The 17886-nt window shown below is 65.7% G+C and carries 17 protein-coding genes; 11 read left to right on the top strand and 6 right to left on the bottom strand.

The window, feature by feature from the left end:
* Positions 1-38: 38 nt before the first annotated feature.
* From U1708_RS01205 to U1708_RS01180, 6 genes are all read right to left on the bottom strand, one after another.
* Positions 39-722, bottom strand: coding sequence for a Fe2+-dependent dioxygenase (locus U1708_RS01205; protein ID WP_332741914.1), 684 nt, complete (start codon positions 720-722; stop codon positions 39-41).
* A 58-nt stretch (positions 723-780) separates the two neighbouring features.
* Positions 781-3237 (bottom strand): TonB-dependent receptor, encoded by a 2457-nt coding sequence (locus U1708_RS01200; RefSeq protein WP_332741912.1) that lies wholly within the window; start codon positions 3235-3237, stop codon positions 781-783.
* 71 nt (positions 3238-3308) lie between these two features.
* Positions 3309-3566, bottom strand: a complete 258-nt coding sequence (locus U1708_RS01195) for a ribbon-helix-helix domain-containing protein (RefSeq protein ID WP_332741910.1) — start codon at positions 3564-3566, stop codon at positions 3309-3311.
* Between the two features lie 7 nt (positions 3567-3573).
* Positions 3574-5397 (bottom strand): cobaltochelatase subunit CobT, encoded by a 1824-nt coding sequence (cobT, locus tag U1708_RS01190; RefSeq protein ID WP_332741908.1) that lies wholly within the window; start codon positions 5395-5397, stop codon positions 3574-3576.
* Between the two features lie 4 nt (positions 5398-5401).
* On the bottom strand, positions 5402-6406 hold the full coding sequence (cobS, locus tag U1708_RS01185; RefSeq protein WP_055874633.1) for a cobaltochelatase subunit CobS: 1005 nt from the start codon (positions 6404-6406) through the stop codon (positions 5402-5404).
* A gap of 297 nt (positions 6407-6703) precedes the next feature.
* Positions 6704-7228: a J domain-containing protein gene (locus U1708_RS01180; RefSeq protein WP_254687479.1), complete on the bottom strand. Its 525-nt coding sequence runs from the start codon at positions 7226-7228 to the stop codon at positions 6704-6706.
* A gap of 122 nt (positions 7229-7350) precedes the next feature.
* Between U1708_RS01180 and U1708_RS01175 the strand changes: the two genes are divergently transcribed.
* The 11 genes from U1708_RS01175 to U1708_RS01125 all read left to right on the top strand — a co-directional run bounded on the left by U1708_RS01175 (position 7351) and on the right by U1708_RS01125 (position 17737).
* Positions 7351-7638 (top strand): BolA family protein, encoded by a 288-nt coding sequence (locus U1708_RS01175; protein ID WP_332741902.1) that lies wholly within the window; start codon positions 7351-7353, stop codon positions 7636-7638.
* On the top strand, positions 7638-8345 hold the full coding sequence (locus U1708_RS01170) for a glutathione S-transferase (protein WP_332741900.1): 708 nt from the start codon (positions 7638-7640) through the stop codon (positions 8343-8345). Before U1708_RS01175 ends, U1708_RS01170 begins: the two co-directional genes overlap by 1 nt.
* 196 nt (positions 8346-8541) lie before the next feature.
* Positions 8542-8925 (top strand): NUDIX hydrolase, encoded by a 384-nt coding sequence (locus U1708_RS01165; protein ID WP_443029904.1) that lies wholly within the window; start codon positions 8542-8544, stop codon positions 8923-8925.
* 5 nt (positions 8926-8930) lie between these two features.
* Complete coding sequence (locus U1708_RS01160) at positions 8931-9830, top strand: pirin family protein (RefSeq protein ID WP_332741898.1); 900 nt, start codon at positions 8931-8933, stop codon at positions 9828-9830.
* A 230-nt stretch (positions 9831-10060) separates the two neighbouring features.
* Positions 10061-10936 (top strand): alpha/beta fold hydrolase, encoded by an 876-nt coding sequence (locus U1708_RS01155; RefSeq protein WP_332741895.1) that lies wholly within the window; start codon positions 10061-10063, stop codon positions 10934-10936.
* A 219-nt stretch (positions 10937-11155) separates the two neighbouring features.
* Entirely contained in the window at positions 11156-11635 is a 480-nt protein-coding gene (locus tag U1708_RS01150) for an RcnB family protein (protein ID WP_332741893.1), read from the top strand.
* 103 nt (positions 11636-11738) lie between these two features.
* Positions 11739-12404: an ATP phosphoribosyltransferase gene (gene hisG, locus U1708_RS01145; RefSeq protein ID WP_332742581.1), complete on the top strand. Its 666-nt coding sequence runs from the start codon at positions 11739-11741 to the stop codon at positions 12402-12404.
* Between the two features lie 127 nt (positions 12405-12531).
* Positions 12532-13827, top strand: coding sequence for a histidinol dehydrogenase (hisD, locus tag U1708_RS01140; RefSeq protein ID WP_332741891.1), 1296 nt, complete (start codon positions 12532-12534; stop codon positions 13825-13827).
* A 209-nt stretch (positions 13828-14036) separates the two neighbouring features.
* Positions 14037-14492, top strand: a complete 456-nt coding sequence (gene nusB, locus U1708_RS01135) for a transcription antitermination factor NusB (RefSeq protein ID WP_056488135.1) — start codon at positions 14037-14039, stop codon at positions 14490-14492.
* A 103-nt stretch (positions 14493-14595) separates the two neighbouring features.
* Entirely contained in the window at positions 14596-15489 is an 894-nt protein-coding gene (gene thiL, locus U1708_RS01130; RefSeq protein ID WP_332741887.1) for a thiamine-phosphate kinase, read from the top strand.
* 91 nt (positions 15490-15580) lie between these two features.
* On the top strand, positions 15581-17737 hold the full coding sequence (locus U1708_RS01125; protein ID WP_332741885.1) for a sodium-translocating pyrophosphatase: 2157 nt from the start codon (positions 15581-15583) through the stop codon (positions 17735-17737).
* Positions 17738-17886: the final 149 nt, after the last annotated feature.

The following is a 17886-nucleotide window of genomic DNA, read 5'->3' as shown; positions in this document are numbered from 1 at the left end:
CCCACCCCCGGCCCCTCCCTTCCAGGGAGGGGGGAAGATCAAGCGTCGGCCCAGCGGCGCAGCAGGTTGTGATACACGCCTGTCAGCCGCACGGTCGCCGGATCGCCCTGGCCTTGTGTGGCCGCGACCGCTTGCACGCCCTGATCCAGATCGAACAGGATCCGCCGCGCACCGTCGTCGCGGACCATCGACTGCAGCCAGAAGAACGACGCGGTGCGGACACCGCGCGTGACCGGAGTCACCCGGTGCAGGCTCGACGCCGGATACAACACCATATGCCCGGCCGGCAGCTTTACCGATTGCGGCCCGAACTGATCCTCGATCACCAGTTCGCCGCCGTCGTAGGTCTCGGGATCGGCGAGGAATAGCGTTGCGGACAGGTCGCTGCGGATACGAAAGTCGGTCCCGCGCTTCATCCGGATCGCGTTGTCGATGTGAAGCCCGAAATCCTGTCCGCCGGCGTACCGGTTGAACAGCGGCGGAAACACCTTCAGGGGAAGCGCCACCGCAACGAACAGCGGAGACCGGCCGAGCGCGTCGAGGACCATCCCGCCAGCCTCCTGCGCGGCCGCAGAATCCTCGGGCAATTGCTCGTTCCGCTTGGCGAGCGCAGATTGCGGCCCCGACGTGGCATTGCCGTCGATCCAGTCCGCCGCGTCGATCAGCGCGCGGACACGGGCGACGCCGGCGGCATCGAGGACGTCGGGGATCGCGATCAACATGGCATCACTCTAGAATGTGGCGGCGATACCGGCAAACTGCCAGCACCGCCGCCGAGCCTCACAGGCTGTAGAACAGCGTCAACCGCACCGAGCGCGCCTCGCCCGGCGTCGCCCAGCCATTGTTGCGGATGCCGGTGTAATATTTCTCGTTGGTGAAGTTCTGCACGTTGAGCTGAGCGGTCAGCCCGTTGCCGACGGTGTAGGACAGGAACGCGCGATGCGTCAGGTAATCCGCCGAATGGAACACCGGCGTCACCACCGTCGTCGGCGCTAGCGGAGTGGCCAAGGCGCTCTGGTTCAACGGGAACGCGCCCTGATAGGTCAGGCCGTAACCAAGCTGCAGGCCGAACGGCAGCGTGTAGGTCGCGAACATGCTGCCCGAATGCTTGGGCGTATTGGCGAGCGCCTGCCCTGCCTGCGTATCGAGGATCGCGGCCGAGTTGCCACAGGCGTTGGTCGTCGTCGTGGTCGTACGCACCGGACCCGGATTGGCGAGACAGAAGTTCGAGACGCTCTGGATGATCTTCGCCTTGAGATACGTGTAGTTGGCGAAGATCGAGAAGGCGTGCGAGATGCTGCCGCTCGCGCCCAGCGCAATCCCGTCGACGCGCGAACGGCCGTCGTTGACGCCGAGCGTCGTGACGATCGGGTCGTTCGTGGCGACGCGGTAGTTGGTCCGCTCGTTGCGGAACACCGCCGCCGTCAGTTGCAGCTTGCGCGAGAACAAGTCGGCCTTCGCGCCGAGTTCGTAGTTTACCGCCTTTTCCGGCTTTACGTCGCAAGGGTCGAGCTGTCCCGCGGGCGCATTGATCAACGTACCGCAGCCGAGTCGAACGGTCGCAGACGTCGGCGTGGTGGCGTTGCCGTACGATGCGTACAGGCTGACGGTCTCGACCGGCTTGAAGTTGATGCCACCCCGGTACGAGAAGAGCGTCTCGTCACTCGTCTGGTTCAGGCCACGCGCATAGGTTCCGAGCGTTGCGTCGGGTACGACCGAGAAGGTATCGGCGCGGAAACGGCCCTTGGCATGTTCGTAGCGCAGGCCGAAATTGACCTCGATCTGCGGGATCACCTTGATCGTGTCGAACGCGTAGACGGCGGCGTTGCTGGTGATGCCTTGCGAACGGCCGGCCTGGATGAAGTTGAACGGGCCGGTGTAGTCGGTGTTCGGATTGGCGAGGTTGATCGGTGGCTGGGCGACCGTCGCACCAGTCGCGGTACGCAGCGTGTTGCCCGTGACGATCGTGTAATCTTCCTGCGAGATCGACGCGCCGAGAACCAGCGTATGCTCCAGCCCGGCGGTATCGAAGACCGAACGGAGATCGGTCTGGTTATAAAGAATCTGGTTTTCCTGGTTCCGTACGAAGCCGCGCGGGCCGCTTGGATAATAGGAACCGGGTGTGGCCTGGCCAGCCGCACATGTGAGCGGCGTAGTAGCGACGTTGGTCAGGGGAAGCGGCTGGAACCCGGTCGACAGGCAGAACACCCCCTGCGGCGCGCTCGTCAAAGAGTCCTGCTGCACGCGCTGCCAGCGGCTGAGGTTGCGGATCGAGACCTTGTCGGAGAAGCTGTGGCTGACCGTGGCGGTTACCTGATCGACGGTGATGTCCTGCTTGTCGAGGTTCCGGATGCCGTAATAGCCAGAGTTGTCGGCCCCCGGCAGCGGTCCGTTGTTCACCGCATTGCGGAAGTACGGCACGCCGTAGACGGGGACGTTCTCGTCCTCCTGATGCAGATATTGCAGCGTCAGGCTCGTCGGGCCCTCGATGCCGACGGTCAGCGACGGGGCAACTGCCCAACGCTTGTTGTTCTCGACGTCACGGCCGGGAATGTCGTTCTTGTGCGCGACTGCGTTCAGGCGGACCGCGACCAAGTCAGTGACACGGACGTTCGAGTCGAGCGTCGTGCGGTAGTAATCGTCGGTACCGACGCCGCCCGACACGACCGTCAGCGTCTCCGCCTGCGGGCGCTTCGTGATGAGGTTGATCGTACCGCCGACCGAACCGCCGCCGCCGAACACGCTGTTCGCGCCGTTATAGACCTCGACCTGTTGCAGGTTGAACGTCTCGCTGCGGCTATATTGTGCGCTGTCACGGACGCCGTCGATCGTGATGTCGTTGTTCGCCGAATAGCCGCGCAGGTTGATGCTGTCGCCATAGCCGCCGCCACCTTCGCCCGCGCCGAAGGTGATGCCCGGAATCGTCTGCAAAACGTCGCGCAAGGTCAGAAGGTTCTGCTTGCGGATCGTCTGGTCGCCGATGATCGTGACGGTCTGCGTGGTGTCGAGCAGGCTGCGCGTGGCCTTCGGGCTCTCCAGCGTGGTCGCGGGCACGGTCTTGCCGTTGACGACGATCTCGTCGCGAACGAGCTGTTTGTCCTGGTCGTCGACCATATGCGTCTTCGCGGAATCAGCAGATTTATCGGCCGCGTAGGCGGGGGCGCTGGCGATGAATCCTACGCAGGACAGCGCGAGAAATGCAGGCGCGGCAGACGAACGCGACGAGAGACCAGACATGCGAAACCCCTTATTGTTACGGGTTCGCTATTGAGAGTCGTTCTCACTGTCAATGCTATTGCGACTAATTCTCAGACAGTGTTCGAGAATAGCCATGATCTCAAAGCGCTAGCCAAATTGGGCCGATCGTCGGCCACGATGCGGATCGCGTCGATCTCCGCTACAAGTGCAGACAGGGGCAATGAAAGACGTTTCGCAGCGGCCTCCAGCGCTTGCCAGAAGACCGGTTCGAGGCTGATCGAGGTCTGGTGGCCGGCGATCGTGATCGAGCGTTTGACCGGTCCATGGAACCCAGCCGCGGGCGCCGTGATGCCGCCGCCCGCGGTCACCGGCGCATCACTCGGTGTCGAACAGCGAGGCCAGCTGCTCGATGATCGTCCCGCCGAGTTGCTCGACGTCCATGATCGTAACGGCACGTGCGTAATAGCGGGTGACGTCGTGGCCGATGCCGATCGCGACGAGTTCGACGGGCGACTTGCTCTCGATCCAGCCGATCACCTGCCGCAGGTGGCGCTCCAGATATGAGCCGGAGTTCACGCTGAGCGTCGAATCGTCGACCGGCGCGCCGTCGCTGATCACCATCAGGATGCGGCGTTCCTCGGGCCGCGCGACCAACCGGGCGTGCGCCCACATCAGCGCCTCGCCGTCGATATTTTCCTTCAGCAACCCCTCGCGCATCATCAGCCCGAGCGAGTTGCGCGCGCGGCGCCACGGCTCGTCGGCGCGCTTGTAGACGATGTGGCGGATGTCGTTGAGCCGTCCCGGCTGCGGCGGACGCCCGGCGGCCAGCCACGTCTCGCGGCTCTGGCCGCCCTTCCAGGCGCGCGTCGTGAACCCCAGGATCTCGGTCTTCACGCCACACCGTTCCAGCGTACGCGCGAGGATGTCCGCGCTGATCGCCGCGATCGAGATCGGCCTCCCGCGCATCGACCCCGAATTGTCGATCAGCAGCGTCACGACCGTATCGCGGAAATCGGTCTCGCGTTCGGCCTTGTAGCTCAGCGACAGCGTCGGGTTGACGATCACGCGCGCGAGCCGCGCCGCGTCGAGGATACCTTCCTCCTGGTCGAAATCCCATGATCGCGACTGCTGCGCCATCAACCGCCGCTGCAATCGGTTGGCGAGCTTCGACACGGTCGATTGCAGGTGGACGAGCTGCTGGTCGAGATAGCCGCGCAGCCGCGCCAGTTCGTCGGCGTCGCAGAGTTCGGTAGCGGCAATGACCTCGTCGAACTGCGTCGTCCACGGCTTGTAGTCGAACGCGCCGCCCATGTCCGCGAACGGACGGTTCGGGCGGACCGGCTGCATGCCTTCCTCGCCGTCGTTGCCGGGCTCGCCGTCGATGTCGTCCATCGACTCGTCGCTCTGCTCCTGGCCGTCGCTTTCCTCGTTCTGCTGCTCGGACTGTTCGCCGCGCGCCTCGACTTCGCCCTGGCCATCCTCGCCCTGGTCGTCGCCTTCGTCGCCCTCGTCCTGCTGCTGCTCGTCGGTGCCTTCGTCCTCGGAGCCGCCTTCGTCGCTCTCCTCGGGGACCTGATCGCCCTCGACCAGTTCGAGCTCCTGCAGCATCTTCCGCGCAAGACCCTGGAACGCCTTCTGGTCGTCGAGCGCATAGGCCAGCGCGTCGAGATCGGTCTTGCTCTCGATCCACTCACGAACCAGTGCGAGACCGGGGGCAGCGATCGCGGGCGATTCTTGCCCGGTCAGCCGCTCGCGCACCATCAGGCCGAGCGCCGTGGACAGCGGCACCTCGTCGCGGTTGCGCGCACGCGTGATCGGATCGGCCCGGAGGCGCACATCTAGCGCGCTGTTCAGATTGTCGGAAATTCCCAGGTAGCCGCGCCCGCCGAGCGCCTCGACGCGGGCGTTCTCCACGGAATCGAACACAGCCCGAGCCACCGCTTCAACGGGCGCCGCACGGTTGTGCAACGCGATGTCGTGATGCTTCAATCGCAGCGCGAACCCGTCGGCAAACCCGCGCGCTTCCGCCACCTGCTCGGCCGGTAGAGCACGCGCGGGCATCGGCACCTTGATGTGCTTGCCCGACTGCGCCGGCGCATCCGCGGTGAAGGCAAGTTCGACCTCCGGCTCCTCCGCGATCGCACGCGCGGTACCGGCAAGGACCGCCTTGAAGCGATCGAGAGGTGTTTCGTTGGCCAAAGGCTCAGGCCTTACCCACCACGCTCTCGGGAAGGTCCTTGCCGAACACGCGCTGGTAATATTCGGCGACCAGCGGCCGCTCCGCCTCGTCGCACTTGTTGAGGAACGACAGGCGGAACGCGAAGCCGACGTCGCCGAAGATCAGCGCGTTCTGTGCCCAGGTGATGACCGTACGCGGGCTCATCACGGTCGAGATGTCGCCGTTGACGAACCCCTTGCGCGTCATGTCCGCCACCCGAACCATGTTCTCGACGACCTTCTTACCGTCTGGCTTGTCGTATTCGCCGGACTTGGCCAGCACGATCTGCGCCTCGACCTTGGCAGGCAGATAGTTGAGCGTGACGACGATGTTCCAGCGGTCCATCTGGCCCTGGTTGATCTGCTGCGTGCCGTGATACAGCCCGCTCGTATCGCCGAGGCCGACCGTGTTGGCGGTCGCGAACAGGCGGAACCACGGGTTCGGGCGGATCACGCGGTTCTGGTCGAGCAGCGTCAGCTTGCCCTCGGTCTCCAGCACGCGCTGGATCACGAACATCACGTCCGGGCGGCCGGCGTCATATTCGTCGAACACTAGCGCGGTCGGCGTCTGGAGCGCCCAAGGCAGCAGGCCTTCGCGGAACTCGGTGATCTGTTGGCCGTCCTTCAAGACGATCGCGTCGCGCCCGATCAGGTCGATACGGCTGATATGCGCGTCGAGGTTGATCCGGATGCACGGCCATTTCAGTCGCGCTGCGACCTGTTCGATATGCGTCGATTTGCCGGTGCCGTGATAGCCCTGGACCATCACGCGACGGTTATGCGCAAAGCCCGCCAGCACGGCGAGCGTCGTGTCCGCATCGAAGACGTACGCCGGATCGAGATCGGGCACGCGCTCGTCGGCTTCGGAAAACGCCGGGACTTCCATGTCGGAATCGATCCCGAACATCTCGCGCACCTTCACCATACGGTCGGGTGCGTCGAGGATCGTGGTCTCGCGGCTGTCGGGCTGGGTATTCGGGATATCGGTCATGTTGGCCTCGTGTTCCCGGTAGCTCTAGGCCAAGCGCGGGCTGTTACTCAACCGCCGCGTCACGATTGGTCGGGCGATTGACCGGAAGAGTTAGACGAACCGCCGGGATAGCAGCGGGTTCCGGATCGGGCGGCGTGAAATATCGATCAGAGTAAGCATGCATCATAGCGTCCGACCGCTATCCTAGCGAACGCCCTAAGCCCACGACCGTCATCCCAGCGAACGCTGGGATCCAGAGCCACAATCGATTCCGTGCTTGGCCCTGGATCCTGGGTCGAGCCCAAGATGACGCAGGTGCTACGCGAACGCGGCGGCGCCTTTCAGATGCTGGTAGGCCGCGATCACCTTCTGCAATTCCGATTCATGCGCCCGGTCGCCGCCGTTGCGGTCAGGGTGATAGCGGCGGACGAGTTCGCTGTAGCGTTTGCGCAGTGCCGTCCGGTCGGTGTCCGTGCCGAGCCCGAGCACGCGCAACGATCGGCGTTCGCCGTCGGACAGCACGCGGCCGTCTTTCCGTGCCGCCGCCATCCGCTCGCCGAACCGGGCGCCGATCGCATCGATCGGGTCGGCGAAGTCCGCCCATTTGGGTGGTGTGTCGCCGCCGCCATGCGCGAACGCCCGCGTCTCGCGCTCCCAGCCCGCCATCGGCCGCTGCGCATGATGGATCTCGTCCGCGGTCATGCCGTCGAAGAAATTATAGCCGGAGTTGAACGCGCGGACGTGCTCAAGGCAGAACCAGCGGAACTGCGGCGGGCCGCTGTCGCTCGGGCCCTCCAGCGGTGGTGCGCGAAATTCACCTGGTTCCTCGCAGTCGCGCCACATGCAGACGCGACCAGTCCCTTCCACGCGGCCGTGAAACCGTGGGCTGGGGCGCTCCTTCCGCTCTTTTCGATCGTCGTCGGCCACCGGCTCCCCGCGCTTCCAAAACGGGCTATATAGGGTCGATGACAGACCTCGCCACCGGCTCCGTACAGGACCAGATCACCGCGCGCCTCACCGCGACGCTCGCCCCGACGCACCTGATCGTCGTCAACGAGAGCGGCCTTCATGCCGGCCATATGGGCGACGACGGCACCGGCGAGACGCATTTCCGCGTAGAAGTGGAAACGCCGCAGTTCAAAGGGCTTAATCGCGTCGCACGCCAACGCCTCGTGAACCAGGCGCTCGCAGACCTGTTGAGCACAAAGATCCACGCGCTCGCCATCAAGGCCCGCGCGCCCGGGGAAATCTGATGGTGTACAAGCTCTGGTACTGGCCCTTCCTCCAGGGGCGCGGCGAGTTCATCCGGCTTGCGCTCGAAGGCGCCGAGATCGCGTATGAGGATTGCGCACGCAGCGTTGGCGAGGACGGCCTGATGGCCGATCTGAACGACCGCACCGGCCGCACCCCGTTCGCGCCGCCCTATCTCGAACTCGACGGGCTGGTCATCGCGCAGGTTGCCAACATCCTGATGTATCTCGGCGAGCGCCACGGCCTCGCGCCGTCGAGCATGGCGGACCGGCTGTGGCTCAACCAGCTCCAGCTGACGATCGCCGACCTCGTCGCGGAGGTCCACAACGTCCACCATCCGGTCGCGATGATGGACTATTACGAGGACCAGAAACCCGAAGCCGCGCGGGCGGCGAAACAGTTCCGCGAGGAGCGCCTGCCGAAATATCTCGGGCATTTCGAGGATGCGGCGCAGGCCAATCCGGGTGACTGGCTGATCGATCATCGCTGGACCTATGCAGACACCTCGCTGTTCCAGCTGGTCGAGGGGCTGCGGTACATGTTCCCCAAGCGGATGAAGACGCTCGAGCCCGCGTATCCGAACCTCGTCCGCCTCCACGATCAGGTCGCCGACCTGCCGGGGATCAAGGCGTATCTGAAAAGCGACCGGCGCTTGGCGTTCAACACCGACGGCATCTTCCGCGCCTATCCCGAGCTGGATGCAGAATGACGCACCTTCGATCCTCCCCCGCCAGGGGGAGGTGGATCGCGGAGCGAGACGGAGGGGGCGGTAAGCGATGATCGGCGTTCCGTGTCCTCCCCCTCCGTCGCCTTCGGCGCCACCTCCCCCTGGCGGGGGAGGATCGAAACGTGTCCCGCGCCCGGCCGCGCGTATCCTGCTCGTCGACGGCCAAAACCGCGTCCTGATGTTCCGCTTCACCCCGGCCGATCGCCCACCGCTCTGGTGCACGCCGGGCGGCGCGGTCGACCCAGGCGAGAGCTACGCCGCCGCCGCCCGCCGCGAGCTGTGGGAGGAAGTCGGCCTCGACATCGACTGCGGACCCGAAGTCGCGCAACGCACCGTCGACTTCCTGACCTTCGAAGGCGTCGAGGTCATCGCGGACGAACGCTATTTCCGGATCGACGTCGACACCTGCGAGGTGAAGGCGGGCAATCTCACCGAACAGGAGAAGCAACTGCTCGTCGGTCACCGCTGGTTTTCCCGAAACGACATCGCGACCCACGACGAAACGCTCTATCCCGCAGACCTGGTCGAGCTCCTCGACGCCACGGAACCTGCCAAGGGATAACGCGCATGCTCGACGATTTCGTCCTCCAGACCATCCTGCCGTCGACGCACGATCTCGGCGGCTTCAAGGTTCACCGCACGCTGCCGAACAAGGAACGGACGATGGTCGGCCCGTTCCTGTTCTTCGACCAGATGGGCCCCGCGCATCTCGAAATCGGCCAGGGCATCGACGTGCGCCCGCATCCGCATATCAACCTGTCGACCGTCACATACTTGTTCGACGGCGCGATCGATCACCGCGATTCGCTCGGCACGCAGGCGCGGATCGAGCCCGGCGCGGTGAACCTGATGACCGCGGGCCACGGCATCGTCCATTCCGAACGCTCGCCCGGCGACGAGCGTGCGGAAGGGCCGAACCTGTCGGGAATCCAGACCTGGCTGGCGATGCCCGAGGCGGTCGAGGAGATCGATCCCGCGTTCGAGCATGTCACCAAGGCGCAGTTGCCGACGATCGAGGCGCACGGCGCGCGCTCGCGGATCATCATGGGGAGCCTCTGGGGCCAGACCGCGCCGACCACGACCTATTCGGGGACGATCTACGCCGACATCGCGCTCGATCCGGGCGCGAGCGTGCCGATCGACGCGGCCGCCGAGGAGCGCGCGATCTACCTCGCAATGGGCGAGGCGACGCTGGAAGGCGTGACGCTCGAGCCCCAGGTGCTGTACGTCCTCCGCCCCGGTATCGCGGCAACGCTACGGTCCGCGCATGGCGGCCGAGCGATGCTGTGTGGCGGCGACGCCTTCACGACGCCGCGCCACGTCTGGTGGAACTTCGTCAGCTCGAACCGCGATCGGATCGAACAGGCGAAACGCGACTGGAATGCGGGCAATTTCCCGAAAGTGCCCGGCGACGAAAAGGAATGGATCGAAATCCCCGCGATTCCAAAGACGGTCAGCTATCCGTGACTCCCCCCCCTCCCGCAAGCGGGAGGGGGTAGGGGGTGGGCACGCGCCATCAACGAGCGATCCGCTTGCGACTGGCCGCGAGCCCTCCCCCGACCCCTCCCGTAGACGGGAGGGGAGATACGCCTTCTGCTCCCCTCCCGCTTGCGGGAGGGGTCGGGGGAGGGCATGACCAGCAGGCAGCGCGACGGGTAGGCCCTCCCCTAACCCCTCCCGCAAGCGGGAGGGGAATAATGTCGGACCTGCAACGCATCCCACTATCCACAGGCGCCGACCTAAACGTCGCGATAACCGGCGACCCGGCCAACCCACCCGTCATCCTCCTCCACGGCTTCCCCGAATCCCACCGTACCTGGCGCGCCATCGCCCCGGACCTCGCCCGCGACCATTACGTCGTCGCCCCCGACCAACGCGGCTTCGCGCGCTCCTCCAAACCCGAGGGCATCGACAGCTACACCCCCGACAAGATCGTCGCAGACCTGATCGCGCTTGCCGATCACCTGAACATCGACCGCTTCACGCTGGTCGGCCACGACTGGGGCGGCGCGGTCGCGTGGATGGCCGCACTGCGCTACCCCGAGCGCATCGCGAAGCTCGTCATCATCAACGCCCCCCACCCGCTCGTCTTCCAGCGGACCATGTTCGACGATCTCGAACAGCGCGCCGCGAGCCAGTATATCCGCGCCTTCCGCAACCCCGATCTCGAAAAGCACATCGAGTCGATCGGCCTCGAAACTTTCTTCGACACGAGTTTCTCCAAACACGCCGATCTCGCCGCGATGGCCGAGGACAAGGCCGCCTATCTCGACGAATGGGGCCAGCCCGGCGCGATCACCGCGATGCTCAACTGGTACCGCGCCAGCGCGATCGTCGTCCCCGCAATGGACGAAACCCCGCCGCGCCCCGCCTTTCTCGACGCGCCGTTCCCGCCGACCGCGATGCCGGTGCTGGTGATCTGGGGTATGCAGGACAGCGCGCTGCTCCCGAGCCAGCTCGAGCTGGCCGCTTATGTTCCCGACCTGACGATCGAAAAGATCGATGCGGGCCATTTCGTGCCGTGGCAAAAGCCCGAAGCGGTGATTCAAGCAATGCGCCGCTGGGGAATCTGACCCGACCGCCGATCAGCGATGTACGTACCCTTCACCTACGATACCCCCCGGCGAAGGCCGGGGGGGGGGGGGGGCGTATCCCGCTGCATATCCGCATATAATTCCAAACCTTTGCCACCTGTCTAAATCCTGACGACCACATTCTGCGATCGTTCAGCGGCGCGGGAGCAAAACCCGTGTCATGCCGTTTCGAACGGCGCCAGATACAGGAGAGCAGTCATGCGTAAGATGATCCTTGCGGCCGTTGCCGCCGCCACCCTCGTCCCCACCTTCGCCACCGCACAGAGCTACGGCGAAGTCCGCCGTGACCAGCGTGAAATCCGCGAGAGCCAGCGCGACCTTCAGCGCGCACGCCGCTACGGCGACCGCGGCGATATCCGCGAAGCCCGCCAGGAACTGCGCGAAGATCGCCGTGAAGCGCGCGAGGACTGGCGCGACTATCGCCGCACGCACGGCAACGTCTATCGCCGCCCCGCCTATGTCGGCCCGCGCGGCTATCGCTATCGCCCGGTGACTGTCGGCTATCGGTTTGCGCCCGCCTATTACGGCCGCAACTACTGGATCAACGACTACCAAACCTATCGACTGCCCCGTCCCGGCTACGGCTATCAGCGCTGGGTCCGCTACGGCCGCGACGTCGTTCTAATCGACACGCGCAACGGCCGCGTCGCCCAGGTCAACAACGGCTTCTTCTATTGATCTCGATCACCGGCCCGGGAGCGATCCCGGGCCGGTAGCCGTCTGGCGACGGTTGCACCCGCTCCGGCCCAACCGTAAAGCCGGGCGCGTGTCAGATTCTCAGATCATCCCCCAAATCATCATCGCCGTCCCCAAGGGACGCATCCTCGCCGAGGCCTTGCCGTTGCTCGCGCGCGCGGGGGTGCATCCGGAAGCGTCGTTCTCGGACGAGAACTCACGGGCGTTGCGCTTTGCGACCAACGATCCGGCGATCTCGCTGATCCGGGTGCGCGCGTTCGACGTCGCCACGTTCGTCGCGCACGGTGCGGCGCAGTTAGGGATCGTCGGGTCGGACGTGATCGCGGAGTTCGGTTATTCGGAGCTGTATGCGCCGGTCGACCTCGGCATCGGCCATTGCCGGCTGTCGGTCGCCGAGCCCGCCGAGATGGCGGCGAAGGACGATCCGCGCGGCTGGAGCCATGTTCGTGTCGCGACCAAATACCCGCATGTGACGGCGGCGCATTTTGCGGCACGTGGCGTGCAGGCGGAGTGCGTGAAGCTCAACGGCGCTATGGAGTTGGCGCCGACCTTGGGATTGGCGCCGCGGATCGTCGATCTCGTGTCGTCCGGCCGCACGCTGTTGGAGAACGGCCTGGTCGAAGTCGAGACGATCATGGAAGTCACCAGTCGCCTGGTGGTCAACCGCGCCGCGATGAAGACACGTGCTCGGGTCGTACCGCTGGTCGAGGCGTTCCGTCGCGCTGTCGAAGCGCGGGAGATCGCAGCATGACCGCGCTCTTCTCCCCTTCCCGCGTGCGGGAAGGGGTCGGGGGTTGGGCTCGCGCTATGTTCAACCGGAACGCTTGTGGTGAGCGCGTGCCCACCCCCAGCCCCTCCCGCTTGCGGGAGGGGGGCAAGTGATCCGCCTATCTACATCCGACGCGGACTTCGCGACGCGCTTCACCGCGCTCGTCGAGGATCGTCGTGAGTCCGACGCAGGCGTCACGCAGGACGTCGCCGCCATCATCGCCGCCGTCCGTCGCGACGGCGAGACCGCGCTCCGCGATCTGACGCAGAAGCATGATCGCCACGATCTTGAGACGACCGGCTGGCAGATCGATGCCGCCGACTGCAAGGCCGCCTTCGACGCGCTTGATCCCGACCTTCGCACCGCGCTCGAGCTCGCCGCCACTCGCATCCGTGCGTATCACGAGAAGCAGCAGCCGCTCGACAGCGACTCGGTCGACTCTGCGGGTGTGAGGCTTGGCGCACGCTGGTTGCCCGTTGACGCCGCCGGCATCTACGTCCCCGGCGGACGTGCCGCCTACCCCTCGTCGCTGCTGATGAACGCAATCCCCGCCAAGGTGGCCGGCGTTGGACGCCTTGCGATGGTCACACCGACCCCGGACGGCCAGATCAACCCGCTAGTCCTCGCCGCCGCGCACCTCGCGGGGGTCGACGAAGTGTGGCGCGTCGGCGGTGCGCAGGCGGTCGCGGCGCTGGCCTATGGCGCGGGCCGGATCGAACCGGTCGACGTCATCACCGGCCCCGGCAATGCCTGGGTCGCCGAGGCCAAGCGGCAAGTCTACGGCGTCGTCGGCATCGACATGGTCGCGGGGCCTAGCGAAATCGTCGTCGTCGCGGACGCCCTCAACGATCCCGAATGGACCGCTGCCGACCTGCTCAGCCAGGCCGAGCACGACGTGACCACGCAGTCGATCCTGTTCACTGACGACGCGGCATTCGCCGACAAAGTCGTGGCCGCGGTCGATCGCCAGCTGCGCGAACTCGCGACCGAAGCGGTCGCGCGCGTCGCGTGGGACGCCAACGGCGCGATCATCGTCGTCGAGACGCTGGCCGACGCGATCCCGCTGGTCGACCGCCTTGCCGCCGAGCATCTCCAGCTGGCGATCCCCGACCCGCAGGGCTTCTTCGACCGGATCCGCCACGCCGGCTCGGTCTTCCTCGGCCGCTACACGCCCGAGGCGATCGGCGATTACGTCGCCGGCCCGAACCACGTCCTCCCCACGGGTCGCCGGGCGCGCTTTGCCAGCGGGCTGTCGGTGCTCGACTTCATGAAGCGCACCAGCTTCCTGGCGCTCGACGAAGCCGCCCTGCGCGAATTGGGACCGGCAACCGTTGCGCTCGCCAATGCGGAGGGGCTCCCGGCACACGCAAAATCGGTGGCACTGCGGCTTCGCCTCAACCACTGATTTTGTTCGCGCGGAGACGCGGAGACGCGGAGGTGTTGCGTGCGGCGCAGCCGCTTCGATCTCATCATTGGCCAGTGATCAGAGGGCCGCTACGCGACAAGGTCGACACCTCCGCGTCTCCGCGTCTCCGCGTGAACCAATCTTCTGCGACCAAGCCCAAAACGCAAAGGGCTGACACACAGCCCCCCCGCGCCTACAGGCAACCGCTTATGACTCGAACCGCCCCCCGCACCAAGGCGCGTGCCGCCGCTCGCCTCGCCGCCGTCCAGGCGACCTATCAGCACGAGATGGAGGGCACCGCGATGCCCGTCCTGCTCAATGAATTCCACCAGCACCGGCTCGGCGCGACGATCGAAGACGTCGAATATGCCGAGGCCGACGTCGATTTCTTTGACGACCTGGTCACTGGCGCCAACGCCCGCGCCGGCGAGATTGACGTGCTGATCGAGGGCAAGCTGGCCAAGGGCTGGACGCTCGCGCGGCTCGATAAGCCGATGAAGGCGATCATCCGCGTCGGCACGTATGAACTGCTCGCGCGCAAGGACGTGCCGGTCGCGGCGGTGATCAGCGAATATGTCGATGTCGCGCATGCGTTCTACGACAAGCGGGAGTCGGGGTTCGTGAACGGGTTGCTCGACGGGATCGCGAAAGAAGTGCGCGCCTGACGAACTCCCTCTCCCCTCCGGGGTGAGGGGCTACCAAGCAGTGCGGCGCCTGGAACGGCCCCTCACCCCAGCCCTCTCCCCGGAGGGGAGAGGGAGCAGTAGAGTGACTGAAGCCGAGTTCATTGCTGCCCTTCGCAACCTCCCGCTTCATCCGGCCGCGCGTGGCTTGGCCGACGACACCGCGCTACTGGACTCTGGCCCGCTCGTCGTCACCACCGACACCCTTGTTGAGGGCGTGCACTTCCTCCCGACCGACCCCGCGCAGGACGTCGCGTGGAAGCTGGTCGCGACCAACCTTTCCGATCTCGCCGCCAAGGGCGCGAGACCCGAAGGCATCCTGTTCAACTTCCCGCTCGGCGACGACGCATGGGACCGCGCCTTTCTCGAAGGGCTGGCCGAAGTCCTGACCGCGTTCGATACGCGCATCATCGGTGGCGACACCGTTACGCTCCCGCCGAATGCACCGCGAGTCCTGACAGTCACCGCATTCGGCAGCGACGCCGCCGCCCCTGCCCGCAACGGGGCGAAGGCCGAGGATGCGCTTTACGTCACCGGTACGATCGGCGATGCGGGCGCGGGGCTTGCGATCGCACTTGGCAAGAACGGCCCGTCCGAACTCCTCGCTGCGTACCGACGCCCCCAGCCGAGACTTGCCGATGGGCGCATTCTCGCTCCGCACGTGCATGCGATGATGGACGTATCCGATGGCCTGCTTATCGACGCCGTCCGCATGGCGCGCGCCAGCGGCGTTGCGGTCACAATCGATCTTGCCCGCATTCCCCTCTCCGACGCCTACCGCGCCTTTGCCGGCGACCGGCTGGCCGCGGCGACGGCCGGCGACGACTATCAGCTCCTCTTCGCTGCACCGCAAGATTTCGTCACCGACGCCGCTCGGATCGGTACGTTCTCGACCGGCTCCGGGCTCACGCTCCACGACTCGGGCAAGCCCGTCCCGCTCCCGCCAAGTCTAGGCTATGAGCACGCGCCGCGCGGATAACTTGCGCAATGCCCCTGCACTGATAGGTTCCCTGCATCGGGACTCGGCAAAGTCGGGACCGGAGAGGACTTGAAAAGAGGGATAGCGCCGTATGACGATCGTCTATTTGGCCATGATCTGCGGCGTCGTCGCCGTCTTGTACGGCTTCGCCACCAGTCGACAGGTGCTCGCCGCGTCCCCCGGCAACGAGAAGATGCAGGACATCGCCGCCGCCATCCAGGAAGGCGCGAAGGCCTATCTCGGGCGGCAATACACCACGATCGCGATCGTCGGAATCATCGTCGCGGCGATTCTCCTCTTCACGCTCGGCATGATCTCGACGATCGGCTTCGTCATCGGCGCGGTGTTGTCGGGTGTCGCGGGCTATGTCGGCATGAACATCTCGGTTCGCGCCAACGTCCGCACCGCCGAGGCCACGCGCACGTCGCTACAGGCCGGGCTGACGATGGCGTTCCGTTCGGGCGCGGTCACCGGCATGCTCGTGGCGGGTCTCGGCCTGCTCGCGATCAGTGCGTTCTTCTGGTACCTCACCGGTCCCGCAGGCCACGCCCCCAACGACCGGATCATCGTCGAGGCACTCACAGCCCTCGCGTTCGGCGCGTCGCTGATCTCGATCTTCGCGCGATTGGGCGGCGGTATCTTCACCAAGGCGGCGGACGTCGGCGCGGACCTGGTCGGCAAGGTCGAGGCGGGCATTCCCGAGGACGATCCCCGCAACCCCGCCGTGATCGCGGACAATGTCGGCGACAATGTCGGCGATTGCGCGGGCATGGCCGCCGATCTGTTCGAGACCTACGTCGTCACGCTGGGCGTCACGATGATCTCGATCGCGCTGCTGATCCAGGCGAGCGGCGCCGAGCTGATGCGGCTGATGACCCTCCCGCTGCTCGTCGGCGGGGTGTGCATCGTCACTTCGATCATCGGCACGTACATGGTCCGGCTCGGCAAGGGCTCGATCATGGGCGCGCTCTACAAGGGCTTCTTCACCTCGACAATCCTGTCGATCCCGGCGATCTACCTCGCCACGCAGTACGTGCTGGGTGACCTCCACCGCGTGATCGGCGGTGCCGGCTTCCTCGATCCCGCCACCGACGACCTGACCACGCAGGCGGCGCCATCGCTGACGCAGAGCTTCACGGGGATGGACCTGTTCTGGTCGATGATGATCGGCCTCGTCGTGACCGGGCTGATCGTGTGGATCACCGAATATTACACCGGCACCAACCACCGCCCGGTCCAGTCGATCGCCAAGGCGTCGGAGACGGGCCACGGTACCAACGTCATCCAGGGCCTGGCGATCAGCCTCGAATCCACCGCGCTTCCAACGCTCGTGATCGTCGTTGCGGTGATCGTCGCGTACCAGTTGGCGGGGATCATCGGCATCGCCTTCGCCGCGACTGCGATGCTCGCCCAGGCCGGTATGGTCGTCGCACTCGATGCTTATGGTCCGGTCACCGACAACGCCGGTGGGATCGCCGAGATGGCCGGCTTGCCCGATGACGTTCGCCAGCGGACCGATGCGCTCGATGCGGTCGGCAACACCACTAAGGCGGTGACGAAGGGCTATGCGATCGGCTCGGCAGGACTTGCCGCGCTCGTGTTGTTCGGCGCGTATACCACCGACTTGGCGACCTACTTCCCCGACGTCACGGTCGATTTCAGCCTGTCCAACCCGTACGTCATCGTTGGGCTGCTCCTGGGCGCGCTGCTCCCCTATTTGTTCGGCGCATTCGGCATGACCGCAGTGGGTCGCGCGGCCGGCGCGGTCGTCGAGGAGGTCCGCGAACAGTTCCGCAACAACCCCGGCATCATGCTCGGCACCAGTCGCCCTGACTATGCGCGGACGGTCGATCTCGTGACCAAGGCCGCGATCCGCGAGATGATCGTGCCCTCGCTGCTACCGGTGCTGTCACCGCTCGCCGTGTATTTCATCATCACCGCGGTCGCGGGCCAGGCTGCCGGCTTTGCCTCGCTCGGCGCGATGCTGCTGGGCGTGATCGTGTCCGGGCTGTTCGTCGCGATCTCGATGACGAGCGGCGGCGGCGCATGGGATAATGCCAAGAAATATATCGAGGACGGCAACCACGGCGGCAAGGGGTCCGAGGCGCACAAGGCCGCGATCACCGGTGATACGGTCGGCGATCCCTACAAGGACACGGCCGGCCCCGCGGTGAACCCGATGATCAAGATCACCAACATCGTCGCGCTGCTGTTGCTCGCAGCACTGGCCGGCAGCGGGGTCGGCTGATCCTAAAGAGATTGCCGCGCGGCCAAGTTACGCTGGCCGCTCGGCGATCCATTTATTGCCCGTTCCGTGAATATTCTCATTCATTCCCGCGCGATACCAGGACTATGCGCCGCGGGAGCGATTTCCGCCCAGTCCGATCGACATCGGCA

The organism is Sphingomonas arabinosi, from assembly GCF_036663715.1.
Taxonomy (GTDB): Bacteria; Pseudomonadota; Alphaproteobacteria; order Sphingomonadales; family Sphingomonadaceae; genus Sphingomonas.
The sequence above is the reverse complement of the archived record's forward strand: the minus strand, read 5'-3'. Positions and strand labels throughout refer to the sequence as shown.